The organism is Pseudoalteromonas sp. SR41-1 (genome assembly GCF_014164015.1).
GTDB classification, from domain to species: Bacteria; Pseudomonadota; Gammaproteobacteria; order Enterobacterales; family Alteromonadaceae; genus Pseudoalteromonas; species Pseudoalteromonas distincta.
In genome coordinates this window covers 9325-35186 of record NZ_JACJEK010000017.1, presented here as the reverse complement: position 1 = coordinate 35186, position 25862 = coordinate 9325, and the positions used below count along the sequence as shown (strand labels likewise).

At 38.3% G+C, this 25862-nt stretch carries 16 protein-coding genes; 5 read left to right on the top strand and 11 right to left on the bottom strand.

What is annotated here, in order from left to right:
* Positions 1-128: 128 nt before the first annotated feature.
* Entirely contained in the window at positions 129-2252 is a 2124-nt protein-coding gene (locus tag H5118_RS14880) for a TonB-dependent siderophore receptor (RefSeq protein ID WP_182735930.1), read from the bottom strand.
* 219 nt (positions 2253-2471) lie between these two features.
* Positions 2472-3638: a DcaP family trimeric outer membrane transporter gene (locus tag H5118_RS14875; protein WP_182749291.1), complete on the bottom strand. Its 1167-nt coding sequence runs from the start codon at positions 3636-3638 to the stop codon at positions 2472-2474.
* 444 nt (positions 3639-4082) lie between these two features.
* On the opposite strand from H5118_RS14875, the gene acs reads away from it, so the two are divergent.
* Both acs and H5118_RS14865 read left to right on the top strand, forming a co-directional pair.
* A complete protein-coding gene (gene acs, locus H5118_RS14870) occupies positions 4083-6023 on the top strand; it encodes an acetate--CoA ligase (protein WP_182749289.1) in 1941 nt (646 codons plus the stop codon).
* Between the two features lie 104 nt (positions 6024-6127).
* Entirely contained in the window at positions 6128-6778 is a 651-nt protein-coding gene (locus H5118_RS14865) for a response regulator transcription factor (protein ID WP_002958948.1), read from the top strand.
* Positions 6779-6879: 101 nt separating this feature from the next.
* Here the strand turns inward: H5118_RS14865 and purU are convergent, their stop codons facing one another.
* Both purU and H5118_RS14855 read right to left on the bottom strand, forming a co-directional pair.
* Positions 6880-7710: a formyltetrahydrofolate deformylase gene (gene purU / locus H5118_RS14860; protein ID WP_182749287.1), complete on the bottom strand. Its 831-nt coding sequence runs from the start codon at positions 7708-7710 to the stop codon at positions 6880-6882.
* Positions 7711-7916: 206 nt separating this feature from the next.
* Positions 7917-9803, bottom strand: a complete 1887-nt coding sequence (locus H5118_RS14855) for a hypothetical protein (protein WP_182720474.1) — start codon at positions 9801-9803, stop codon at positions 7917-7919.
* Between the two features lie 312 nt (positions 9804-10115).
* Here H5118_RS14855 and H5118_RS14850 point away from each other — a divergent pair, with 312 nt between their 5' ends.
* The 3 genes from H5118_RS14850 to H5118_RS14840 all read left to right on the top strand — a co-directional run bounded on the left by H5118_RS14850 (position 10116) and on the right by H5118_RS14840 (position 13641).
* Complete coding sequence (locus tag H5118_RS14850) at positions 10116-11093, top strand: DNA topoisomerase IB (protein WP_002958945.1); 978 nt, start codon at positions 10116-10118, stop codon at positions 11091-11093.
* Positions 11094-11302: 209 nt separating this feature from the next.
* A complete protein-coding gene (locus H5118_RS14845) occupies positions 11303-12628 on the top strand; it encodes a murein L,D-transpeptidase (RefSeq protein WP_182749285.1) in 1326 nt (441 codons plus the stop codon).
* A gap of 11 nt (positions 12629-12639) precedes the next feature.
* Positions 12640-13641, top strand: coding sequence for a D-Ala-D-Ala carboxypeptidase family metallohydrolase (locus H5118_RS14840; protein ID WP_182749283.1), 1002 nt, complete (start codon positions 12640-12642; stop codon positions 13639-13641).
* Between the two features lie 270 nt (positions 13642-13911).
* Here H5118_RS14840 and pelG read toward each other — a convergent pair whose 3' ends face one another.
* The 7 genes from pelG to H5118_RS14805 are packed head-to-tail and all read right to left on the bottom strand — an operon-like array spanning position 13912 to position 25574.
* Positions 13912-15276, bottom strand: a complete 1365-nt coding sequence (gene pelG / locus H5118_RS14835; RefSeq protein ID WP_182695071.1) for an exopolysaccharide Pel transporter PelG — start codon at positions 15274-15276, stop codon at positions 13912-13914.
* The gene (pelF, locus tag H5118_RS14830; RefSeq protein ID WP_154903678.1) at positions 15264-16781 is read right to left on the bottom strand and encodes a GT4 family glycosyltransferase PelF; all 1518 of its coding nucleotides are present in this window, start codon (positions 16779-16781) and stop codon (positions 15264-15266) included. Before pelF ends, pelG begins: the two co-directional genes overlap by 13 nt.
* On the bottom strand, positions 16774-17757 hold the full coding sequence (locus H5118_RS14825) for a hypothetical protein (RefSeq protein ID WP_024597303.1): 984 nt from the start codon (positions 17755-17757) through the stop codon (positions 16774-16776). The genes pelF and H5118_RS14825 overlap by 8 nt, the downstream gene beginning before the upstream one ends.
* Complete coding sequence (locus H5118_RS14820) at positions 17754-19052, bottom strand: PelD GGDEF domain-containing protein (RefSeq protein ID WP_182749282.1); 1299 nt, start codon at positions 19050-19052, stop codon at positions 17754-17756. Before H5118_RS14820 ends, H5118_RS14825 begins: the two co-directional genes overlap by 4 nt.
* Positions 19049-19564, bottom strand: coding sequence for a hypothetical protein (locus H5118_RS14815; RefSeq protein ID WP_007584808.1), 516 nt, complete (start codon positions 19562-19564; stop codon positions 19049-19051). Before H5118_RS14815 ends, H5118_RS14820 begins: the two co-directional genes overlap by 4 nt.
* Before the next feature lie 14 nt (positions 19565-19578).
* Positions 19579-22866 carry a tetratricopeptide repeat protein gene (locus H5118_RS14810; RefSeq protein WP_182749280.1) on the bottom strand — a complete coding sequence of 1096 codons (3288 nt, stop codon included), beginning with the start codon at positions 22864-22866 and terminating at the stop codon, positions 19579-19581.
* Positions 22866-25574, bottom strand: a complete 2709-nt coding sequence (locus tag H5118_RS14805; protein WP_182749278.1) for an endo alpha-1,4 polygalactosaminidase — start codon at positions 25572-25574, stop codon at positions 22866-22868. Before H5118_RS14805 ends, H5118_RS14810 begins: the two co-directional genes overlap by 1 nt.
* Positions 25575-25862: the final 288 nt, after the last annotated feature.

Sequence of the window (25862 nt, the reverse complement as noted above, 5' to 3'; positions counted from 1 at the left end):
ATGATTAGCGCTTTTTTGTTATTAAAAACTTACATCAGGTTAGATAAAATAAAAACGACACATTAAAAATGTGTCGTTTTTTTCTATTGAATTAAAAAAATCTAGAGTCTTTAATTAATCAAATATATTTATAATTGCCAGTTTACAGATAGGGCGTAGTTACGAGGTGCACCGTAGTAACCTTGTGCCCAGTACAGGCTGTGCAAATATTTTTCACCGGTGGTGTTATTTACATTGAAAGTGACTCCTACGTTATCTGTAATTTCGTAAGTGGCCATTAAATCAAGTAACCCGTATGCATCTTGGTGAGTAGTGACGCTTGCAATACCATTTGCATCTTCGACTTGAACTCGGCTAGTTGAATCCTGCCAGCGATAGTTTGCACCAAATGATAAACCATCAACTAAAGGTACTTGGTAGGTTGCGGCCACTTTAAGTTGGTTTTCAGGTGTGTAATCTTTAACTAAATCATCACCATCAATAGTTAGGTTACTAAAACTTACACTTGCGCTTAAATCATCAGTTATTCGACCACTTAGTTCAACTTCAAAGCCGTTGCTGTTAATACCATCTGCTGCATAATAACGCGTATCACTAGGTAGTGAGTCGGGTAAAGCTATGGCAAGCCCTTCCTGCTTTGCATCGAAGTAAGCAAAAGTTACGAAAATTTGGTCATCAAGTAACTGTGCTTTTATACCAACTTCACTGCTTTTACCTATTACGGGAGCTAATTGGTTGGCATTAATATCAAGCTCTTTTTGCGGTACAAATGTTTCTGTGTAGCTTGCATAAGCTGATAGAGACTCGTTAAAGTCGTACACCGTGCCAATATAAGGAATAACTTCAGAGTCGCTTCTTGTTTGCTCAACACCGTAAGCACTCCCTTTTGTTTTCCAATCGGTATAACGCACACCAGCGAGCACACTTAAAGGCTCACTTAATCTAATGCGAGTAGATATGTAAGCTGATTTTTGCTCGTTAGTAATATCACTACCATTTAAGCCATCAGCAAGTGTTGCCTCTGGTACTACACCATCCCACGTTTTAAGTGATGGCATAGCTGGAAAACCATTGCCTGTAGTATAATCGTAAAGAGACTGCTCGTTGTAATCCATTTTAGCTTGGCTAACACCAAATGATAGGTCGTGCTCTTGGCCAAATAAATCAAACTTACCACTGGCATATAAATCAAATAAGTCATGCTTATCTTCGTAATCATAACGGCTAGCATAACCTGTTAAACCAAGTTCAGTATCTTTATCAGGGGTGCCGTATACGTAGAACAACTCTGAGTCTTGTTCGTTTTCGATGTGAGCATAACGTGCTCTAGCTACCCATGTTGCCGATAAGTTTTGTTCAAGTGTTACATATACTTGCTCAGCACTGTTATCCCAGTAAGACCAGTCAGCAGCGGTGCTGGTTGATTCGTCGTAATCGGTTGCTGTTCCGTCTGTATAATAAAGAGGTAGTGCACCCCACAGCGGGCTATCTGCGTCTTTTTGTTGGTTAACGTAGTTAACGCTTAATAATGTGTTGTCTGTTAATTTGCCTTCGTAGGCTAAGTAAACAATGGTTTTATCTGTTTCGTAGCGATCTAAATATGAGTCAGCTTTTTGCTTTGTAAATACAGCGCGTACAGCGTGGTCTTCATTTATTGGCGTAGATACATCTAAATCTAAACGTTTTTTATTCCATGAGCCATAAGATGCTGATGCATTTGCCTGTGTTGTATAAGTTGGCTTTTTTAAAACCATGTTTACAGTTGCAGAAGGATTACCAGCGCCAGTCATTAAACCATTAGCACCGCGAACTATCTCTACACGGTCATAAATTGATGTATCAAGACTGCCTTGAATAGAGCCTGAGCTTTGTGGGATCCCTAAGCCATCAACTTGAAAGTTCGTAATTTCAAAACCACGGGCCTTAAAGTAAGTACGATCTGTTTCTATTTGCTCTACTGTTACGCCTGGCGTGCTTTCAAGTACTGAGTTTATATCGTCTAGTGAAAAGTCGTCCATTAATGCGCGTGAAACTACCGAGATTGATTGTGGTGTTTCTTTAATTGTTAAACCTAGTTTGGTAGCCGATTGCGCTTCTTCAGTAATGTAGTTTTTATGATGCTGACCATATACCGCAATTTTTTCGAGAGGTTCAGATTTTACATTTGCCTCATCAGCAAGTGCATAACCAGATAAAATTAAAGAAGTAGCAAAGCTTAGTTTAGATAAACGCAAAACTTGAGGGGACGACATAAGTTTTTCCAGTTAGTTCAAAAGAAGTGTGTAACTTAATCTAAATGATATCGATTTGCAATTGTGTTTGGTATTTTTATCAATAATAATTCTATTTTTTTGGATTTTAGCGCCACATATAAAGATTTTAGGTACGAATTGATGAATTATATAGAACTCAATCTCGCTTATAAAAAAAGCGGCCTAGGCCGCTTTTTAAAGTAGTTAGCTTTTTAGCTATTAAAAAGAGTATTTAACAGAAAACTGTAAGCGGTCTAAATCGCCATCAACGCCGCTTTCAGTTTCACGCTCAGCATGCTTTAGCTCAGCACCAAAAGTTAGACGTTTAACCGGTGAGTATAGAATGTTAGCGCTATAGCTTTGGCTTGATTCAGTCGGATCACCAGAAATAGCTAATAAATCAGTGCTGTTATCAGCACTGAAGAATGAATATAAGAACGTTGAACGCCATTGGCTTGTCCACTTGTGCTGGTAAGCAACAAAACCAGAAGTCGAATCAATTGCATCTAGTTCATCACCATTAAGTACAGCACCGTGAGCAACGTTTAAGCCTACGTAACGGCCTAAGCCTTTACCTTGAGTAAGCATAAATTTAAGGTTGTCTTCACCAAGGTTTATTTTACCTGATGCACTAATACCAAAAGAAGTTTCATCTGCATCAACACTGCCTACTTTATAAGTAAGTTGGCGAGCAAGCGCTGCAACCACAATGTTACCCCAATCGGCTTTGTGTGTGTAACGAGCTGTAAAGTCAGGCAATGATGCATCATCAGTTACTACCATACCGCTAGTAGTAGAAATTGTACTTTCTGGGTTTTCTAATGAAAACGACCATGCGCCAGTGGTGTATTTAATTTGCGATTGACGCACAAACACAGTGCCCTCAGCAGGGCCTACAAAATCAAGCGTTTCAGCAAGCGCCCCCACGTTTTGGAAGTTAGACCATGTTTGACCAAATAACCAACCATCGTAAGTCACAAACGCATGGCGAATACGCGGGGCGTAAGAATTTGAAACTCGCTCATTACCGCCAGCAGCCGAGGCCAAAAAGTCAATTTCAATTTTAGTATTAACGGTTTTACCGTTATCCATAACAGTGGCTGTGCCAAAGTTAAAACGTGACTCACGAGCATGCATATCAAATACAGCATCTGAGCTGTTATCATCGCCAACTGTTAACGTACTTGGTACGTAAAAGTCACGACCTACGTTTGAGCCTGCAGGCGCACCCGCTGAATAATCACTCCACATAGAGTCGAGTTTAATGTATCCACCGTAAGTAAATTCCGTATCACCAATTTTTGCGGCAGTCGCTGCATAAGCAGTGCTTGATAATGCACATAATACAGCGCTTGCTGCTAATGTTTTTAATGGGGTAAATTTCATTGTGGTGTCCTTTATAGGCTACTTGTTGTTTGTTGCTTTTTTTTTCATGTAAGGTTGTATTACTTGCTACTAGTATTACTTACGAATAAAAAAGGGTGTTAGTTTGGCTTTTCAATACACATATTGTTTTCATTCGTTAAATAAAGCTTTAGCAAGTAATACCGCAAATATCTTTATTAAAAAGTACACAAACACTTTTGAATATGTGCAATATTTACTCAATTACCTATTGGTCTATAAGACTAAGGTTTGAGAACGGATTAGTTTGTATTCACTTACATTTAACGCGTTGTATTATTTATGTAAAAAAATTGAAAGCAGGTGGATTATAAACTACAAATGAGTAAATTGGAGTAGAGTACAACTAAGGTCTAATACTTAATAAAGTACTGCTGAGTAATCCTTGATAAAAGCTTAAGGCAAGTAATTTAAATGGAGACGAAGATGTCACAAAGTATCTATCCAGTTCCTGCGCATATTAAAGATGCGACTCTCATTGATAAAAATAAATATAATACGCTTTATAAGCAATCTATTGATGACCCTGAAAGTTTTTGGCGTGAGCATGGCAAACGCCTCGATTGGTCTACTCCTTACACTAAAGTTAAAAACACCTCTTTTGATAAAGGCCACATCAGTATTAAATGGTATGAAGATGGCTATTTAAATGCGTCTTACAACTGTATTGACCGCCACTTAAAAACGAAAGCAGACAAAATTGCGCTTATTTGGGAAGGTGATGATCCTTCTCAAAGTGAGAACATTACTTATCAAAAACTTCATGACGAAGTGGCTAAATTTGCCAATGGTTTAAAAAAACTGGGTGTACAAAAAGGTGACCGCGTAGCTATTTATATGCCAATGACCCCACAATCGGTGTATGCAATGCAAGCTTGTGCACGTATTGGTGCTATTCATTCTGTTGTATTTGGTGGTTTTTCACCATCGGCTATTGCTGATCGTATTAGAGATTCTGGTGCTAAGGTTGTTATTACTTCTGATGAGGGACGCAGAGCAGGAAATTGTGTTCCATTAAAAGCAAATGTAGATGAAGCGGTAGCGCAAGAAACTGTAACCACAATTGAACACGTTATTGTGCATCAATTAACAGGCGGTGAAGTTGATTGGAATGAGCACGATATATGGTGGCACGAGCTAGTTGCTGACTTACCAGCACAGTGTGAGCCAGAGCCAATGAATGCTGAAGATCCTTTGTTTATATTGTATACATCAGGTTCTACTGGTCAGCCTAAAGGTGTTGTACATACTACAGGTGGCTACTTAGTTTACTCATCAATGACACATGAATACGTATTTGATTTAAAAGAAGATGATGTGTATTGGTGTAGTGCCGATGTAGGTTGGATCACAGGCCACAGTTACATTGCGTACGGGCCATTAGTAAACGGTTGTACTCAGGTTTTATTTGAAGGTGTCCCCACTTATCCAACTGCAGGGCGTATGGGCGAAGTAGTTGATAAACACGGCGTTACTATTTTATATACCGCCCCTACAGCAATTAGAGCACTAATGGCTAAAGGTGATGAGCCTACAGCTTCGTCACATCGCGATAGTTTACGTATTTTAGGTTCAGTAGGTGAGCCAATAAATCCAGAAGCGTGGACATGGTATTACGAGAGTATTGGTAAATCTAATTGCCCGATTGTTGATACATGGTGGCAAACAGAAACCGGTGGCATTATGATCACACCACTTCCGGGCGCTACTGATACAAAACCAGGTTCTGCAACACATCCATTTTTTGGTATTGCGCCTGCATTATTTGATGCTGAAGGTAATACACTCGAAGGTGCCGTAGATGGTAATTTAGTTATTTTAGATAGTTGGCCATCGCAAGCTCGAACTGTTTATGGCGACCATGAACGTTTTGAACAAACTTATTTTAGCGCCTACCCAGGAGTTTACTTTACAGGCGATGGTTGTCGTCGTGATGAAGATGGTTATTACTGGATCACAGGCCGTGTGGACGATGTACTTAATGTGTCTGGGCACCGCCTTGGTACTGCCGAAATTGAAAGTGCGTTAGTTGCGCATGAAGCGGTAGCAGAAGCTGCTGTTGTAGGTTACCCGCATGATATTAAAGGCCAAGGTATTTATGTTTACATTACGCCTAACGAAGGTGTAACTGTAAGCGATGAATTAACTAAAGAGGTACGTAATTGGGTTCGTAAAGAGCTCAGCCCAATTGCATCTCCAGATATGATTCAATGGTCACCGGGTTTGCCAAAAACACGTTCAGGCAAGATTATGCGTCGTATTTTACGTAAAATCGCTGCAAATGAGCACCAACAACTCGGTGATACGTCAACGCTTGCCGATCCTTCAGTTGTCGATGAACTAATCGAGAACAGATTAAATCGTTAAATGTGCGTTAAAAACTTGATTACAAGTTGATTCTAAACGTAGTATATCGGCTGTCAGTAAAGGTTTTAAACCTAACTGGCAGCCGAATTTATTAGGAGTGAACCATGAGTCAGTTTTTAATAGCGGACGATCATCCGTTATTTCGTGAAGCACTAAAAGGCGCACTGAGCGCAAAATTTGAGGGTTTAGAGGTTTTTGAATCATCCGATTTTGACAGCACACTGCAAGTGTTAAGCGAGCAAGAGGATCTTGATATATTACTGCTAGACCTTCACATGCCAGGTAATGGTGATTTATATGGTCTTATTCGTATTAGAGAAGAATACCCAAGCTTACCTATTGCCGTTGTTTCGGGTAGTGAAGACGTGAATATCGTTTCTAAAGTAATGGGTTACGGCGCTATGGGTTTTATTCCTAAATCATCATCGTCTGATGATATTGCCAGTGCAATTAACCAAATACTTGAAGGCGATACATGGCTACCAAAAGAGCTAAAAAACAAAGTAGCTGAAATTGAAGGTGAAGATAGAGAAATAGCAGCGCAAGTTGCCTCATTAACGCCTCAACAATACCGAGTGCTGCAATATCTGCACGAAGGTTTACTTAATAAGCAAATTGCTTATGAACTACACATATCAGAAGCGACAGTAAAAGCACACATTACAGCCATATTTAGAAAACTCGGTGTGTACAATCGTACCCAAGCCGTTTTAATTGCCGCTAAATTAAAGCTCGAACCAATAGAGCAGGCATAATTTACATTTAAAAAGTTATTAGCTTATTTATGAGCAAAAAAATGCCAGCAACAATGCTGGCATTTTTTCATATGTAGAATAATTAAGCAGTTGGATTAATGCTAAGAAAACACCACGGTTTTATTACCATTAATAAATAGCTTATGCTCTGAGGCAAGTTGAAGTGCTTTACAAAACACAGTCTTTTCAACATCTTTGCCCATTTTAGCCATCATTTCGGCGGTATTAGCATGCGTAACGCTGGTTACATCTTGCAAAATAATAGGACCTTCATCAAGCTCATTATTAACAAAGTGAGCGGTAGCACCAATAATTTTTACGCCGCGCTCAAATGCTTGATGATAAGGTTTAGCACCTATAAATGCAGGCAAAAATGAGTGATGAATATTAATTATTTTACCTTCAAATCGACCCACAAATTTAGGACTTAAAATACGCATGTATTTAGCAAGGCCAATAATGTCAGGATTGTAACTGGCAATTAAATCGCCTACCTTTTTATCATGCTCGCTACGGGTTAACCCTTCGTGCGATACAACATGAAATGGCACACCAAACCCTTTAGCTAGCGGCTCTAAATCAGCATAGTTAGCAATTACAGCGAGTACTTCAATATTAAGAGTTTGTTCAAATTGCTTTAACAGCATACCACCTAAACAATGAGCTTCTTTAGTTGCCAGTAAAACTACTTTAGTTTTTGCGCCGCAATGTAGCGCAAGTTTAGCCCCATCTGGCAACAATGCGCGTAGTTGATCTAAAAAGTCGCTTTGTGGCTCGCCTGTAAGCTCTGTACGCATAAAAAATCGCTGCGCGTCTTTATCTACAAATTCGTTGTTACGCGTAATGTTTAAATTATTTTTATGGCAAAGCCCTGTAATTTTAGCTATTAAGCCTACATCATCAGCACATTGGGTGGTTAGTATATAGCTCATTGTCCTCATTCTTACCCTGTAATTAATCCTTTCATTATTTGTGTTTTGGCACATAAAGCAAGGGCTTTGTGAACTAATCCAATATTAATCATGTTGTTGAGTGCAAAAGAGGTAATAAAGTTAAAAAGTATTGAATAGAGGTTAAAAAAAATGCCACCTAAGTTAACAAGGTGGCATTAATAAAAATTATCTAGGTTTGAGGTTAATTAACCCTTGGGCTCGGGAGATAAGTTTTCTTCTTGTCTTAAATACCCGGCAGCTTCTTCATCATCTTTCGCTATCGCTTGCTGAGTAGGTATAGCGCGCGTTTGTTGGTTTAGTTGATGTATTTGTGACGCATTACCTAAATCACGCTCACTGGTGATTGAGGCGATAGATTCGCGGTCTTTTAAGAATGAAATAACGTCTTTTTTGATTGCTTGTAATTGTCCTTCGTCTTTATGCATTTCCATAATGTGGCGAGGATGTTCAAGGTTTTTCATACCTGTTGCAGCAAACGTAGTAGAGATAACACGAGAAACAATAATCCAAGGCGTTATGCTACTGCGTACTAAAGTATTTTCTGAGCGGGTGCTATCGTGAATACCAGTACCTGTTGATATTTTAGACTCAGTAAAAGTGCCTTCACATTTAAAGTACACAAGCAGTGACTCAAATTGCATTTCTGCAAAAAATAGATGCGCTGTGTTTGCAAGTAACTGCGCAAATGCTTTAATAAGTACGCCTATTAGCAATAAGTGAAAGCTTGTCATTAATAGCTCACTAAATTGAATGACATGTTGGTTATTAAATGCCTGTTTAAAACTATTAATATTTGCCGCATCAATGTAATGGTAAATATTAATAAACGAATACGCTAAAAGTACAGTAAATGCTAACGCTACAATATAAAGTAAGTTACCGCTCACCAAAGCAAGTAATCTCGCGAGTGTAAAGTTTTTACCTAAGTCCATTGAGTGCAGTTTAGGCTGAATCTCTTGGATCATTTCACCTTTAAAACCGCCTTTACCTTCTATTTGTTCTTGAAGCTTAGGGTCTAATTCTCTGTAAACTCTGTTAGGTACTTCTTTATAACGGCGATTAGCCATTACTAGGTTATCAAGGTTTATGAAAATCTCGTCTGGATGAACAGACTCTTGCCAGTTTTCACGTAGTTCAGATACTTCAGCTGAAGGGGTAACTGAATTTAAACGCGCTTTAATCATGATAAAAGCAAGCGCACAGCTTAGAGTTGCTAATATAATAATTGCAATTAAGTATATTCCAGCATGAAGACTAGGCAGTTGCTCAAGCCAGCTATCTATTTCTTGTTTACTAATGTGCTGCTCTTTCATCAACCATGACATAGAAAGACCAATAGCGATGGGTAAAATAAAAGATAAAGAAATAATTTTAGCAAGCGCACCAGTACCAAGTGCTTCAATATTCTTTTCTGCATTTCGAGAGATAGGTTTACCTGTAGAGCGCCAAGAAAAAAGCACGTAAAACATTAATATTGCACTATAAACCGGAAATGCTAATTCCCCAGCTTCACCGGTAAAGCCCGACAAAGATACAAATGCAACAAGGCCATAAGCAATAAGGGCGACAAAGGTGCTTACCCATGAGCCAAATAATCGCTGAGCAACATTTCGAATAGGATATGGTAGAAACAATAACTTAGGGATTAAGCTGTGAAGTAAGCGTGATAAAAAACCATTAGGCTCTTTAAATGTACTGTTTTTACGACCAACCAGCATTTCTTCAAGTGATTGCGCTGTGTAGGCTACTTCTTTTTGTTCTTCTTGAGCGGTTGATGCTTGCGATTTACTGTAGTTATAAGCAAGTGAAGTTGGGTGGTTTCTACCTACAAAGTATTTAAGTGTTGCATAAATACCTGCCGATAGTGAGCGAATGCCGAATGCTAAAATAAGCATGCCAAACACCATTAAAATCCAACCTGCGGTTGTATCTTCTTTCACAGAGCCCGCAGCAATAACAAGTAAACTAATACCTGCTATAGACTCAATGAGTCCTCTTAATGCTGTTACTTTACCTTCCAGTTTGAAGGGGTTTTTTAGTCCAAGATCAATCGATCCATAATCAAAAGCCATTGAATTCTCCATTTAAACAGCACCCCAATTGCAGGGGACAAAGTGTAATTAATCTGAACTTAGGATAATAAATCTATCTCAAGTAGCTTTTTTTAGCGCTAAGTGCATCGAGTTTAATCGTAATAGGCATGTTGCTGGCGCGTAAGTTCGACTTACTTTTACGAAAACCTAAATAGAATTATTAATATATATTAAGTATTTATAATTGTTGTTGGTTTTTTATTATATATCAATAATCTTGTTCAGTTTAAGGTTATTTTAAAGTGATACATTTTGTATTCCGACGCATGCTTAAATATAACTGGAGGGTTAATGAAGCTAATTTATGTAGACGATAATTTACCAGGGATCACTCGTAAACTTAAACATAAAAGTTGGCTTTACTTTGATCCAATCGGTAAGCAAATAAAAGAGCAAAATGTGATTGATCGTTTGAATGGATTGGCATTTCCGCCAGCCTATAAAAACGCTTGGTTTTGCCCAGAAGAAAACGGGCATATTTTAGCGACAGGATTTGATAGTAAGGGGCGAAAGCAATACCGCTACCATCCTGAATTTAGGGCGCAACAAGAAGCAAAAAAATACCAAGCATGTGGAGTATTTGGTAATAAACTCCCTTTGTTAAGAGCGCGTTTAGAAACAGACTTACAAGGCGATGAGCTTAATATTGAACGCACTTTAGCAGCAGTTGTAAGACTTATGGATTTAGGTGCATTGAGGGTAGGTAACGAGCGTAACGTAAAGCAAAATAAAAGTTTTGGTGCGACAACATTACGAACACGCCATGCAAAACTCACGGGCAAAAATATTCAGCTAAAATATCGTGCCAAATCAGGTAAAGAACGTGAAGTAAATATAACCGACAGGGTGCTTAGCCATGTTATAAAAGACTTACAAGATTTACCCGGGCAGCATTTATTTCAGTATATAAATGAAGGTGAGCGCACAAATGTAACATCAAGTGAAATAAATCAATACATTCAGCAAATAATGGGCGAGGAGTTTAGTGCTAAACACTTTAGAACTTGGCGAGCAAGCGTTATTGCATTCAAACAATTAGCTAAAGCTAAAGGGGCGCTTAGTTTAAAAAGCATGCTTGATAGCGTATCTGAGCAACTTGGTAATACTCCCGCTATAGCACGCAAATCTTATGTGCATCCCGATTTAATTACCCTGTGTAAAGAAGATGAAGATACTCAAACTGCGTGGAGAGAGTCTCTTTCATTACCACGAAAAACAAAGTACTTGAGTCGTTATGAACGTGGTTTTTTAGCTTTTTTAAAAGATTAATGCCATAGCAACTTTACACACTTGAGCATAGTAATTACATATTCTCTAGTTTAATTTATTAACGTTTAGAATAAGGGTTTTTAAAAAGTCATTAAATTTCAATTGTTTATTTTGAAACTTTAATTTGGCATTACCGTTGCACCTCCAGTGTACTACTTAGTGGTAAGTACATAAGCATTTATCAACGATATTTAGCGAGGAGGTACACAGTGAAGGGGTCATTTTCAAATCAAGCGCTTACTAAAGCAAAGGGTTTTACTTTAAAAACTGCATTGTTTATTGGTATGAGCGGATTATGCTCAGCACCAACACTCGCTGCCAATGAACTTGAAAGTGTGGTACTCGCTAACTCTTCACTAACTACTTACAACTCACAAAAGTACGTGCAAGCAGATGACAGCTACTACTTTGACCAATATTCAGCGCAGTTAATTGAACGTACAGAAAAAGCCATTAATTGGTATCAAGAAATAGTTAACAAAGGTGGTTTTACACACTTATATAACGATGAATTGCTTGAACTAGGCAGTAATAATAAACAGGTGAGCTTACTTGCACAGCGTTTATATCAAGAGCGTGACTTAAAAATTAACGTGTGCGACGAAGCTATATGCACGTTTGATAAAGATATAGAGCAAGCTGTTAAGCAATTTCAAAGCCGCCATGGTTTAAAAGTTGATGGCCGAGTGGGTAAGCGTACTTTTGCATCGCTTAATGTGCCCGCACAGCAAAAACTCGATAAATTAAAACTTAACTTTTATAGAATAACTAACTTTGCAGGCGCAAGTGATGAGCAATATGTGTATGTAAATATTCCTGAATACAGCTTACGATTTGTAAAAGCTGGCGATGTAAAATTAAAAAATAACGTAGTTGTAGGTAAACCAAGTTGGGAAACACCTGCATTTAGCGACGAAATAGAAAAGTTTGTAGTTAATCCTGAATGGCGTATACCCACCTCAATTGCCACCAAAGAAATTGCTCCAAAGGTAGCCGAGGATCCTGACTATCTTGTAAAAAATAATATTGAAATTAGAAAAAACAGCTACCTAGACTCACAAACTGTTAATCCAAGCAATATTGATTGGGATTCTATTAAGCCGTACCAATTTGATCACTTTTTAGTAAAACGTGCTGGTGAAGAAAACCCCCTAGGGGAAGTTAAGTATTTATTCCCCAATCCCGAAGCAATTTATGTTCACGATACACCAGCAAAGCACCGTTTTAGCCAAGCAAACCGAGCTTTATCTCATGGCTGTATAAGAATAGAAAAGCCTTTTTCGTTAGCGCGTGAAATTATTAAGTACGAAGGAGAAGCGCAAACACTCAATAATATGGACAGCGCACTTGCTCAAAACAGTACTAAGACGTTTTATTTAGATGAGCCTCTTCCTATTCATTTAGTTTATTGGACTGCATGGGTTGACGAAAATAAGCTGGTTAACTTTAGAGATGACATATATCAACGCGATAAAAAAGCGCTATTCAAAAATGATGAACAGTCGGTGATTGCCGCTTTATTAAAAAATAAATAATGAGAGGGTTTATGCAATTTATTCATTATATTTCTATCGCCATATTCACACTTATATTTAGCAATCATGTATTTGCTGCCGCGCCTATAAAGCCCGCGCATCAGGTAGTTGATATAAAAAACAAAGCCAGCTTTGAAGATGCAGAATTTAGCCTAAAAATTAACGACATAGTTATGCCATATTCGGTGTTTTCAGTATTTGTAATGCCCAAAGAACAAGTTGAGTTTGAAGTGCTTTTTGCGCAATCAAAAAATGCTTACACGCTAATTAACACTCAAGGGAAATCTAAGCTTACAGACACCAACCGCTGGCAATGGCAAGCACCCAAAGAGCCTGGTTTAACAACGGTAATTATTGAGTCGCCCGATAAAAAACAGCGTATGAAAATCAACGTATTTGTAAAAGTACCGGCAGACAATGTTGAAGGAGGAAAGCTCAAGTATTACCACATTGGGCACTATCCTAAACCTTCACAGATTAAAGACGCTTCACACTACATAGTGCCCGATGGCTTTGTTAAGGTAACGCCTGAAAATGAAAACGTAAAAATATCACCTCACTTTTCACTAAAAGAATTTGTTAGTAAGCAGCGAAGTAAGTACCCAAAGTATTTATTTTTACAAAATAAATTACTACTTAAACTAGAAAAAATACGCAAAGAACTGATTTTAGAAGGTATACCGGTTAGTAATATGGTGGTTATGAGCGGTTATAGAACTCCGTACTACAACAAATCAATTGGCAATGTAAAACTTAGCCGACATGTATTTGGTGATGCTGCCGATATTTTTATAGATAACGATGGCAACTACCGTATGGATGATATAAATAATGACGGTAAGCATTCAATTGGTGACGCTAAAGCGATGGCCGATATAGTGGAGTCGTTAGCTAGACGTGAATCATTTAAAGGTTTGCTAGGTGGTTTAGGTATTTATGGGCCTAAGTCGCACAGAGGCGCATTTATACATGTTGATACGCGTGGTTTTAAAGCGCGATGGGTGAGTAAGTAATTGCAACGGCTACCTCATTTAGCATAAAGCTAAACTAGCTAAGTCTAATTGTACAAGAGATTAGCTAAGCCAAGGTAGCTTGGTTTTTATAAGTCCTTTGTTTTATACCCATTTTATACCTTTACTGAGCTAGTCTTTTTTGCTTTAAACTGAGGCGCTTATATGAGCTATAAACATGGTGTGTATCAGCCGCTTTCCAATAATTAATTATTTTAATTTTCTACGAAAAGCTTTAAATATAAAGGCTGCATAAGCAGCCTTTATATTATGCTATTGCAGCATAAACGTTTCGTATTCTAAATCTTCAAATTGTTTAGAAAGCCAAAATAAGCCAACAACAGAGGTAATAATAGTTGAGAGAGCAAAGCCGTAACCATAAAACTGCGGCCCAAAAGCGATTGATAGCAAAGTTAAAACAACGTTTATTACCAAAAATAGTCCCGCTAAAAACAGGACGGTTGAGCGTTTATCTAAATAAAACAAAATATTTAAAATAGACAAAAATATAACTTGTACACCCACACCAACGACATCAATAAATAAAAGCGTTTTATAGTTTGGATCAATACCAATAAAGGTAAGTATTTGCTCGCCCCATAATAATAAGCAGGCAACGGTAATACCTTGAATTTTAAATATATCGTATAAACCGGCACGTGCAGTTTGGATCATATTGTCTTTTAAATAGTAAATCTCTTCTAACGATGAACCCTCTCGAATAGCTGTGTAAAAACGGTCGTATTCTTCTACAAAGTCGGTTTCCATTTTTACTAAAAATACTGCCATACCGGGAATAATAGACAAATAGGCTAAAAATATAGGCAAGTCGTAAATTGGGCTGGCTCGTAACGTGCCAATAATTTGAATTGATGTGCTTGGTGAATACCAAAAAATGATTTTATCAGCCCACACACCAATGTTATAAAACAGACCACAAAAGAATAGGCTGTAATACACTTTTTTATTGCTTAAAAAGTCAAAGCTTATAAGTTTTTCACCTGGGTAGCGGCGAATAATCATAAACAAAAAGCTAAAAAAGAGCAGAGCTTCGCCTGCAAAAAACGCAAAAAATAAGCCGTCTAACTGCCAGTCTCTTAATAAATATGCAAGCAATACCATAAAGGCGTAACCACTTAGCATAGTTATTAAAATTAACCGGTATTCTTTCATACCTGATAGAAAAATAGCGCCAAGCCACTGATTACATAAGCTTACAAAGGCACCTAAAATTATAATCTTAGTAACAACAGGTATAGGGAGCATAGGCCATACAGCCAAGCCTACCAATAGCGCGGCTATTGTTGTTATAAGTTGCGCACCAAGTAAATTAGGCAGTACCTTTGCCTCTTCTTTTTGAAAAAATAAATCGGCAATAAATCGAGTTAATAATAACTGCAAGCCACCCGTTAAAATAAGTGAAGCTGCCATCATGTAGGTAACAAGCGTTAAAAACTGAATAATAAGTACTTTGGGTAATACAACGCCTAAACTTAAAATACCAATTAGCATTAACGCTACAATAGAGAGCAGCCAAGGGCCTGAGCCTATTAAGCCCGCGTAGCCGTATGCTTCAAAAACTGAGAGCAGGGTATTTTTTTTGAGAATTTTTCGTATCTCAAAACCTATTCCGGCCATGCCATTGTATCCTTATAAAGTTTATCGTAACGGGCAAACATGTGGCTCTCGTCATAAAATTTTTGTACGCGGTCTAAACCACTTTTTTGATACTCAAGCCAAACTTGCTCATTTGTTAGCATGTTTGATATTTGTTGTGCTGTTTCGCTAGGTGAAGCAATTGAGACAACTTCACCGGCTTTACCTAATGCTTTATCTTCATCAGTTCCGCCTTCGATTATTTCGCGGCACGAGCCAACATCACTAGCAAGTACAGGCACACCGGCCGCCATTGCTTCTAAAAGTACTAAAGGCTGCGCTTCGGAAATCGAGGTTAAAGCTACAATTCCGAGCTTAGGCAAAATTTTGGTAATATCTTGCATACCTAAAAACTTTACACTGCTTTGTAAATCAAGACTGCCTACAAGTAGTTCACACTCTTTGTAATATTGCGGATCTTCTTCATAAGGGCCGATGATCCAGCCTTCTACTTCAGGCAGCATCGATTGCGCCTCTTTAATCGCACGTATAAAGGTTTTAATATCTTTTATAGGCACTACACGTCCAATTAATCCAACAACTGGTGGTATCTGTTTTGGACGCTGCTCAAGCGCTTCAATAAAGCGCACTGTTTTAATTCCATTAGGTACAACAAATGCTTTTTCTGGCGCTGCACCATCCTTTATTTGGCGCTGCCTGTTACCGCCGTATAGCGAAATGACCTTATCTGCTTCTTGGTATGTTGTTCGGCCGATTTGCTCAAAAAAGCTGATCCACATACGGCGAATAAAGCCCATTTCGGTATTTAAGTTTTTACCTAGGCTTTGCTCAGACTCTTTGATCCAACTGGCTTGAATAAGATCTATTTTTCTCTCTTTGGTGTAAATACCATGCTCGGTCAACAAAAAGGGAGTATCGCTTATTACACTGGCACCAGATCCTAAAATACCAGCATACCCGGTAGATATTGAGTGAATAAGTTTAACTTTTGGAAGTCCGCGTGCAATTTCGGCTATTTTAAATAGCGGTTTATATAAATTGCGGTATGACCAAAAAAAGTCAATAAAAGAGGATTCATCACAAAAAGTTGAATAGTAATTGGTGAGTACTTGCCACGATGATTCACTATATAAAAAGTCGGCTTCGTTAATACCGTCTTTTTTAGCCAAAGTCTCAAATGCAAACTTTAATAACTCAGTTGGGATGGGCTCATCACAATCCCTAAAATAATTTTGTAGTTGCTGCCAAAAATCAAAGAGCTCTTTTTTATATTTAACGCCATGCTTAGCTTTTATTTCAGATGTGTCATTTTCCACTAAATAATGAACATGCAGCTTGGTAACGTTTTCAGGCAAAGTATATTGAATCTCGCCATAATGCTCTGGTGCTCCACCTATAAAAACAAGCTCAAAGTTATAATGAGGTAACCCTTCAATTATTTGATGAACCCAACTAGATACGCCACCACGTACATAAGGGTAAGTGCCTTCTAAAAGCAGTAAAATGTCTGCATTTTTATTACTCATGCCAATACTCCTGCAAATGACGTAATTCACTGCCCTTAGGTTGTTCTGGGAGTTCTTTTAAGTAGCGTTTACAGTCGTCAAACTTGTTCATACAAAAGGCAACTTCGGCTTTATAAGGCAATACATGGCGCCTTGCCATACCAAACTCAGTTGCTTTAAGTAGATACTCATGGGCTATTTCGTATTTGTCTAAGGCTAAAGATATACGCCCTAAAAATATAAAGGTTGCAGGTGTTTTTACGTGCTCAATACTTTGCAATGCAAGTGCTTCTGCTTTTTCTAAAACGTATTTACGCAGTGCGCCTTGGGCTAAGCCTAAATAGCTCAGTTCCCAATAAAGTTCGGCTAGCTGTTTTTGTAAATGACTCAATTTTGGCTGCTTAGTTGTAACTGCTATTTCTTGCTGATACAAACTGATTTTTTCGTTAAGTTTGGTTTCTTTACCATCAAGGGTTGAGTAGGCGAGCAAGCGAATATCATCTTCTAAATCTTTAAGTGCTAGCTTTAAAATAGGAATAGCTTGTGAGTCACTCATGTGACGAGCCGCCATTACAGCACTTAAACGCTTATTTGGCTCATTAGCGTGCTTCAAAATTGCTTTAAGTCCACCAATTGAATAGGTTGGATTTGCTGATATTGCTCTGGCTTCAAAAGGAAGCTCAGGTATTTTATGCTCCTCTATTTCTATCTCGTCATTCTTGAGAGGTTTACAAAGAGCAAATGTAAGCGCTACTACAACACCTATAATTCCAAGTACTGGTAATGTAAACAATAATAAAAACATGAGTAGCAAAGAGCTATAAGGAGTCGTTTTGTATTTTTTAGGTATAAAAACATAACTAACAATAGCAAAAAAGATGCTAGCGATAGCATGCAATAATATAGCTAAAAACCAATCAGGTGTTTCCAGTACTTCTATTAGTGCAAAGTACTGACAAATACACCCTAATATAGCCGCTACAATAATTATAATCATGAAAGTGAAACCAATCTCTTTATGTCATCTGAGCTTATAGGTAGTGCAAGTTGCTGCTCAATAACAATATCAAGCTCAGCTAAAGTGCTACCAGTGCGCTCTTTACACCAAGTGTTCATTCGGGCAATAAAGCCTGCTTTTTCAAGTTCATCAGCTAATGGCATTAATAGCAGTAATATCTGATTTTTATCATCATATAAATAAATGTCTAAACCACGACGGGCTTCACTTAAATAACTCATAAGTTGAGTCGATTTATCAGTAATATTGTTGGCTTTTATTTTTAGTAGCTGCGATGGGATGTTGTATCGTTTTGCTTCTTTATTTGCGCGCTTAACTTGGCGAATAAAGTATGGAGACTCTTCAGACGTCATTACTGGGTTTGTTATTTCATGACGAAGTAAATCGCCTATATGCCCAGCCATTACAGCAAGTAATGTTAGAGTTGTATTTTTAAGTGCAAAAAATTGTATTCTTTCAACCAAAATAGCGCCGTAAATAGTATTGTTTACATCGATAAGTGGGATTGCTATATGGTATTTACTTATACCCGATGATGCTTTTTCGTCTTTTACCGATACTAATTCTTTTTCTTCGATCATCGCTAATATAAGAGGATCGTTTTTAGCTATTTGACTCATTTTACCTATAGAGGCAAGTGGTGGCTCTAAAACACTGTCGTTTTCAACTTTATATAACCCCGCTCTTTCTAGCGAACCGTACTCAACAAACAAGTCGATTATTTTTTGCGCTGCGCTATCAAGTCTTCTTTCTTTTAATAGCCCGATAGAGGTTCTTACTGCTTGTAGCGATTCACGTAAACTTAACGTATGGCCAGCTAGCATTTGCTCAATTCTATCGTGAGATGAATTAATTAAATGATACTGACGAGTAAATGTTTCAAGACGATCTGTTACGTACTCAAGCTGAATACTTTGCTGTTGATTAGTACGCTCCCACACATCCCTAAATTCGCCTGTGATCATAATTACAATAATGTAGCCAATCATAGCGTTAATATTGAAGTCGCTTTGCGGTGATAAAATATTTGCTTGAAGTAAAAAAAGTTGGCCAACAAGCAAACATAAAATACTAATAAAGCCTTTTGAAAAGCCATAGCGTAAAGAAACTAAAAGTGGGCCAAGTACAGGCCACGAAAACCCTCCCTCAGTCCAAAATGGGTCCTGTGCGTTAAATAATACAGGCAGCCCTAAAGCAAGCGCGGTAAATATAAATACCTCAGCCCATATTTGTAGCTCAGGAACGTCTCTTGGTCTAAGGAAATGTGTTTTCACTCACTAACCTCTATATAAGAAATTAAATCGGCAATCACATCTTGTGCTGTTGCTGCAATGCTATCGCGGCCCCAACCACTTTTAGCAATAGTACCCGTCCAAATCGGCGTTGTTTGTCCATTTTCAGTGAGTGATAATGTAAGTGCAACAACGGGTTCGCCGTCAAGCCCAGCTTTATAGCGCCACTCTTCAATGCTGCCTGTTAGTACATAGTCAGCTTGTTGAGTGCTTAACCACTGCATAGCATTGTCTAAACGGTATTGATCGTCCAGTGGTGGAAGCTCTTTGGTGTTTACGCGAGGTGCGCGTATAAGAGTTGGTAATTTATTTTGTTGCCAAATACTGGCTAAAATATCTTCAGCACGCTCACCTGCAAGCGGTGTTTGAGCATGATTAACAAGTGGCATTAATGCCACAATTTTTGAAGGGCTAAGCTCTACATCATCAGCAACTCTGCTGGTGGTACATGCTGATAATAGTAATACCAAACACGGTATAATTAAACGAAACATACTCTCTCCTAACATTAAAAATGTACGTAATAACCTAATTGTAATTGTGTATCTGAGTTACCCACTTTATTACTACTTTGGTAACCCAGCTGTAATTTAAATAAATCATCGCCCAGTACAGACCAACCTGCGCCACTTGAAACTGATACATCTACTGTATCGTTAAGTGTTTGATAGCCAGTGCTTATATCAAATAACCACGAAGGGCTTGCGCCTAAATAAGGAGGTTCTAATGAGCCAGTTGAAGCAAATGAAGTCCCTAGTGCAAAACGTCTAAATGGTTGAAGGTCAACTCTTAGCGGTCTTCTGCTTGCATCTGTATTTATTAATGCATTAACACGTTCAAAGTCTTGCCATTGCGCACTAAAATAAGCGTTCCAAATTGGGCGGTCTTTTAAAATGCTGTATTGGTAACGAGCATTATATTCTTGGCCGTTTATTAGTGAGCTGCCATCGCTTCTTCGAGAAAAAGACATCGCTGCTGCTGATAGCTGTACGTTTTGTCTACCATCAATATTGTAGTTAACATAGGCCGTGGCTTTATCTAGCTGAGCATAGCTAAGTAGTGCTTCTGATTGGCGGTTTTCAACATTATATTCAAGCTTTAAACCTACCTGTGTTCGTGAATCCCATTGATAACGAGAGTCTAAGCTAAGACCTTGGCGGCTAACTAAGCTGCCTTGGTGCGAATCTATTTTTGCATCAAAATACCAACGACCAAATGTCATTTTATCTTCTATTGCAAACAGTAATCCGTTGTTATCAAGGTTTTGCTGATTACTTAAACTTAATTTCCATTGTCCATTAGCATAAGGAAAATAAACGTTTACATCGTACTGGCTACTGTTTAAACCAGCCTCTGGCGATAGGTTTATTTCAAGCGCTCTAAAATAGGATGCGCGTGCATTTCTGAGTAAACTCAATTGCGATTCATTTGCCTCGCCAGTGAGTTCTTCGTACCAACGTTGCATGGTGGCATAGGGTTGTTTTAAATAGAGTAGGGCGTTTAGTTCATCTAATTTGCTTAGTGAACCTTCAGCTATAAGCTGTTTCGCTTTATTAAACTCGCCGTTGGTCATATAAAGTTGTAGCTTTTGCCATGGCTCTAATTTTTGTGCAGCTCGGCGTGCTAACCACCAGTTTGTTTGGGGCTCACCAATAGTGTCGGGGGCAAGTTCTTCCATTGTGTTTAATTGCATTAAATGAGGAACAGCCATCGCGCCCGCCCAGCGAAACATTAAGCCTCTATATGCATATTTATCTTTAGGTAAGTGTTGCAGTAAATAGTGATTAAGTTCAGCAGCATTTGCATAATATCCAAGTTGTTTCATTACATCGGCTAAGTTAACCAGTGTTGTTAAGTCACTTGGCTCTGCAATGGCCAATTTACGCAAATAAAAGTAGGCACTGTTATATGATTTTTCATAAATAGATAGGCTAGCTAAGAGCTGCGTCCACGCATAGGAAGTGTCGCTTTGAGAATAGCGTGTTAAAATGCGGCCAATCATTACAGTGTCATGCATTTGCAGCGCTAACCAACCTTGTGCAAGCACAACATCAGAGTCATATTCGCTTAATTTAGCAGCGCGGTTTAAAGTTGTATAAGCTGAATTTAAATCACTTTGGTTTTGATACCAATTAGAAAGAATTAACCAAGCAGGATAGAGAGCTTTATTATATCGTTGTTTATCAAGTTCAGCATGAATACGTGCAACTGATTTAGCATCATTTACTTGTGTGCTTAATAATGCAATTTGAATCAATTGACGGTCAGTTTGCGACTCACTTTTCCATAAATAATCAAGAAGCTCCTGAGGCCTACCTTCAAAGCGCAGTTGTTGGTAGTGCAGCATGTCGCCTACGCTCAAAGGACTTATTTTTTGTAACTTCTCTAATGCATATAGCTCATGAGCTTTGTCCTTAACTCGCATTGCCATGTCAACATTGGCGCTCCAAAACTCATCGTCAGAACTTTCATGTTTGTTTTTTAGTACTTGCAGAGCTGTAGAAAAGTCATCATCTAGCCAAAATGCGCGGGCAATCCAAAGTAAATCTTCTTCATTTTTAGGCCCTTTATATGTAGGCCACAAAGCTCTTAATGCTTTTAAATTACCAGTATCGTGAAGTACTTTTGCTTTCCAATATTGTGATAATGCACTTTTACCATTTATTTGCTCAAAGCGTTCAATATTATTTAATTCTTGCTTTGTGTTACCAATAAATTCGTTAGCTTGCATCCAATTAGCAAAGCCATTACCTTTTAGATTTCTATTTTGGGCTTTATATTCGTATATATCATTAGCGTCTTGGTATAAATATAAAGCGGTGGCATCGTTAATACTATCGGTAAGCATCGCAGGAGTTACAGCTTTGTTAGACATTAGCCATTTAAACTCTCGAAGTGCTTCTTTAGGCTTGTTTTGCCAGCGCTTTATCTTCCAATTTAATAAATGTAGCTCTTTGTCAGCTGGGCTTTGTAGTAATAGCTTTGCAAGTAATTGCTCAGCCCCTTTTGCATTTCCATTTGCTAAACGCAGATGCATTGCTTGTGTTAAGTACTCGCTGTTATTTGGATCGGTCTTTAATAAACTTTCAATGGCTTGAGCCGCATCTTCTGTATTGCCTGCTAAGTTAGCCAAATAAAGTGTGCGTTTAATATTGGCTTGGTCGCCATAGGTTTTCCACCATGCATAAGCTTGTATCGGGTTATTTGCACCAAGTGCAGTTTCAATCGCTTTAGCTGCAATATCAGCATTTATATTTGTTTTATAAATAGCGAATGCTTTGTCTGGTTCGCCTGCGCTTAACCAGTAATCGGCTGCAAGGAGAGGCTGTTTATTTTTTTGATAGTACTGAGCAACTTTTGCATTTAACCCAACTGCTTTTGCAATAGTTAATATTTGTTCGTTCCAGTTTTTATGAGCACCAATTTTTAAAGATAACTCTTCAAAGCGGTCGTCAACTTTAGCACCGCTTGCTAGCCATAATGAGTAGAGCAGCTTTATTTCAAGTGTTGCTTTGCGCTCACCTCTAGGTAGCTTTTCAAGCTCGTTAGTGGCTTGTGAATACTCACTAAGCCCTATATGTAGCTCAACCAATTTAGCGCGTAGCTTTTCGTTGTCGGGCTCTGTATTGAGCGCTGCATTAAGGTAAGATTTCTCAAAGGTATAATCTTGTGAAAGTGCATCATCTTCAAAAAATAAGGTATGGGGAAATAACGCATAAAGTGCAAAACAACTTACAGCTAGTATCGCTAATATTGTTTTTATAGAAATTAACTGAGGGCGCTTTTTAGTATTCATTATAGAGCAGATCCGTTGCAGTTAAGGTAACCATAAAAGTCACCTGTAGGTATTTTGAAATGTGTTAATTTACCCCGATTAATACCTTTGAAGCGCTCACCCAAATTAGATACAAATTCGCAAGAACGTGCATTAATTAAATCAAGTGAAGCGGGCACCCATGCTTTAAAACTAACCGGTCCGTTAACTTGCCAGTTATTAATAACAACATTTGCAGATGCTAAATAAGGTTTTTTACTATTTTGGCTATGATCAAAGCTAAGGCGAGCTATGTTATTTATAATATGTATGTAGTCACCTTTTTCAGTTACACCAGATACACCTTCACTTTGAGCTATGTTTGGCACATCAAAATCGCTAGATATGCGCAGAGTGCGAATGTACTTTGAGCTAAATAACCATTCATTATCACTGTTTTTAGCAAGTGCAGAAAAGTAAAAGTCTTTTGCTACTTTTGCATAGTGGCTTAAATGCACCGGTGTATTTGGCCTTGCTAAAACATAATCAATGTTGTGTTTTAGAGCGTCTAAGCCCGCAAGTACTTCACCTGAATAAAAGTGATAATAAATAGTGTAAGGTTTTAACCTATATGGCTTTTCTGTTATTTCGAATGTTTCGGTTAAGCGTCTAAAGCCGTAATAAGGGCCATGCCATAAGTTTGTGTAAACATTTTCATTTAATATGGGGGCGTAAATTTGATACAGCAAATCTCTTTCAGGGCGACCGATAGGGGAGATGTGAGAAAGGCTTGGGTTATCAGCATTTACATCAGTATTACCGCCATTGACATTTAACACACCAGCGTCACGAGCAAGTTCAAGTGCTTTTGGGCCAGGTGTTGCATCACCAGACCATAGCATCATTACTGTTTTTTTATTTTTAGGTGCGAGCTTGTCATTAATGTACTTTATCGAGTCGGTAATTTCTTTTTTAAGGCTAATTGTGTTGTAGCCAGGCACGTCTAGATGAAAACCGTAATCTGTGTCGTCTTCATCTATTTTTTTTCGCCCAGATAGTGCTGTCCAAAAATAGGGATGACTATAAGTGTGTGAAGCAACTTCTACGTAAGGCAGGTTAAAAATACTACGCGCAATGCCTTCGAGTTTGGCACTTTGTTTAGAATGAATACCGCCTTCTTCAATATCAGCTTGGATCACTGATGACGTTAACGGTAGTTTGTAGTGTTTAATTATTTCATCTCGAATTACTTCTGCTGAATAAGGCTTACCTGCGTAGTGGGCAATACTTGTAAATCCATCTCCATCGATATGCAAAGTAAGCATTCGCCTGCCGCTTTCGGTGGTTGTATCTGGCACTAATATAGGTGGTAACCCCATTGCTTGAGTAAGCAATGTACGCGGATCAATAACCCATTTGCTGCCTTCCATCGGAAATGTATCAATTAGCCAAGGAGCAACCACGACTGCACCATATTTAGTTTTAGCCGCTTGTACAATTATTGTGTTATCAGCTGATTTTATTGTAATTAAAGGAGTCGCATTAGTTGCTAATTTTAGTAAATATGGTTTAACGATAGGGGGAGGTGTTGTGGATTCTCCTTTGAGCCAAGGTGCAAAGCTATCTTGTTTATATGGACCTTCAGGTAGTGTGTTTAACGACTCAATACCCATGTTAAATAGTAATTTAGTTGACTGTGGTAACTCGCCTAAAATAAGTTCTGGCACAACACCTAAATTAGCTTCAAGCCAATTGGTAAGTGTTGGGGTGTAAAATGCATCGCTTGAGGTCCACGAAATAATACCGGCATGTAAGCTAGGGTCAACCAAAGGTAAGTCGCGTTTTGCCATATCTATGTAATCAGGTATGTACCCCAAATACTCAATCATGGTCGCAAGCTTTAAGTGTACGGTAGTGTATATGAGTGGTTTTACGTTACTGTTATAAGGGATTAAAATGCGCCTAGGGATCGGCGTAATTGATGATGTGCCCCACGTTTGCAAGTGACCGTCGGTCACCCACGGATTGAAACCTGCGTCTATAATATTTTGTGCCATAGTAAGGCGATTACCGGGCTTTGCATAATCAATAACTTGGACGTTGAGGCCTAAACTTTGTGCTGTTTTTAATTGTGCGCTTAGCCAATCTTGGTCGTTTTTGTTGGTCACTTTATAGCTATTGTCGGTTGGATTGAAGTGGCTATACAAACCCTCAGCAACTAAGTCACTTGCTAAATTGGCGAGTTTAGGCAATAACTCAAATCCCCGATTGAGGATAAGGTGCTTATCAAAAGTCTCAGATAGTGAGCTTATTATGGTGACTAACCCAGCTTGTTGATCGGGTTTACTGTGTGTAGCATCTAATAGCTGATAGCTATCTAGGGTATCTAAAAATAAGCCGCTAAAGCCGCGTGCTTTTAATGCCGCAGCGCTACTTTTAATATGTTGTTGCCAATGTGCTGATGCTAAATCGGCAATATGGCTATTCCAGTTAGGGTTAACTGCGAGTGAAGACTTACTTTCAATAAACGACTCACCAACACTTAAATAAGCATAGACAGCAATATTACGCTGTTTAAACCAATTAAGTTCGTGCTCAGTCACAAGATCAGGCTGGACTACAACGCGAGAATAAAAGGTCATTTCGGCTAATGGCATCGGCGCTGAGTAGTAAAATGCAATACTATTATTCACAGGCTTTGCAAATACTTGACTAGAAATTAAAAGCACTAGGTATAAAAAATATTTCATTAGTAATTCATTTCAATTAATTTATAACTGTGGCTCAAAGTAATGCGGTCCAATTTATCTAGCTATTTGGTATTAGTAATATAGGGTTATTATATGTTAATGGAAGATTAATTTCTACATGTTAATTCAACCATATACTCAAGGGGTATAATAACATGCTGGTTTGATTAACTCACCACAATAAAACCCATTGGTTTGCCACTCGAGTTATTAAGAGCAACCTACAAACCTATACTTAGAAAAACGATAAAAGAATGTATCAATATGTTACTTACAATAAGAGCTTAG

What these genes read in the sequence shown, in the direction of transcription:
- H5118_RS14825 (WP_024597303.1), bottom strand. Translation starts at nt 17,757, where the DNA reads ATGATTATAATTATTGTAGCGGCTATATTAGGGTGTATTTGTCAGTAC.
- H5118_RS14880 (WP_182735930.1), bottom strand. Translation starts at nt 2,252, where the DNA reads ATGTCGTCCCCTCAAGTTTTGCGTTTATCTAAACTAAGCTTTGCTACT.
- H5118_RS14840 (WP_182749283.1), top strand. Translation starts at nt 12,640, where the DNA reads ATGCAATTTATTCATTATATTTCTATCGCCATATTCACACTTATATTT.
- pelG (WP_182695071.1), bottom strand. Translation starts at nt 15,276, where the DNA reads ATGGCCGGAATAGGTTTTGAGATACGAAAAATTCTCAAAAAAAATACC.
- pelF (WP_154903678.1), bottom strand. Translation starts at nt 16,781, where the DNA reads ATGAGTAATAAAAATGCAGACATTTTACTGCTTTTAGAAGGCACTTAC.
- purU (WP_182749287.1), bottom strand. Translation starts at nt 7,710, where the DNA reads ATGAGCTATATACTAACCACCCAATGTGCTGATGATGTAGGCTTAATA.
- H5118_RS14815 (WP_007584808.1), bottom strand. Translation starts at nt 19,564, where the DNA reads ATGTTTCGTTTAATTATACCGTGTTTGGTATTACTATTATCAGCATGT.
- acs (WP_182749289.1), top strand. Translation starts at nt 4,083, where the DNA reads ATGTCACAAAGTATCTATCCAGTTCCTGCGCATATTAAAGATGCGACT.
- H5118_RS14865 (WP_002958948.1), top strand. Translation starts at nt 6,128, where the DNA reads ATGAGTCAGTTTTTAATAGCGGACGATCATCCGTTATTTCGTGAAGCA.
- H5118_RS14850 (WP_002958945.1), top strand. Translation starts at nt 10,116, where the DNA reads ATGAAGCTAATTTATGTAGACGATAATTTACCAGGGATCACTCGTAAA.
- H5118_RS14875 (WP_182749291.1), bottom strand. Translation starts at nt 3,638, where the DNA reads ATGAAATTTACCCCATTAAAAACATTAGCAGCAAGCGCTGTATTATGT.
- H5118_RS14805 (WP_182749278.1), bottom strand. Translation starts at nt 25,574, where the DNA reads ATGAAATATTTTTTATACCTAGTGCTTTTAATTTCTAGTCAAGTATTT.
- H5118_RS14810 (WP_182749280.1), bottom strand. Translation starts at nt 22,866, where the DNA reads ATGAATACTAAAAAGCGCCCTCAGTTAATTTCTATAAAAACAATATTA.
- H5118_RS14855 (WP_182720474.1), bottom strand. Translation starts at nt 9,803, where the DNA reads ATGGCTTTTGATTATGGATCGATTGATCTTGGACTAAAAAACCCCTTC.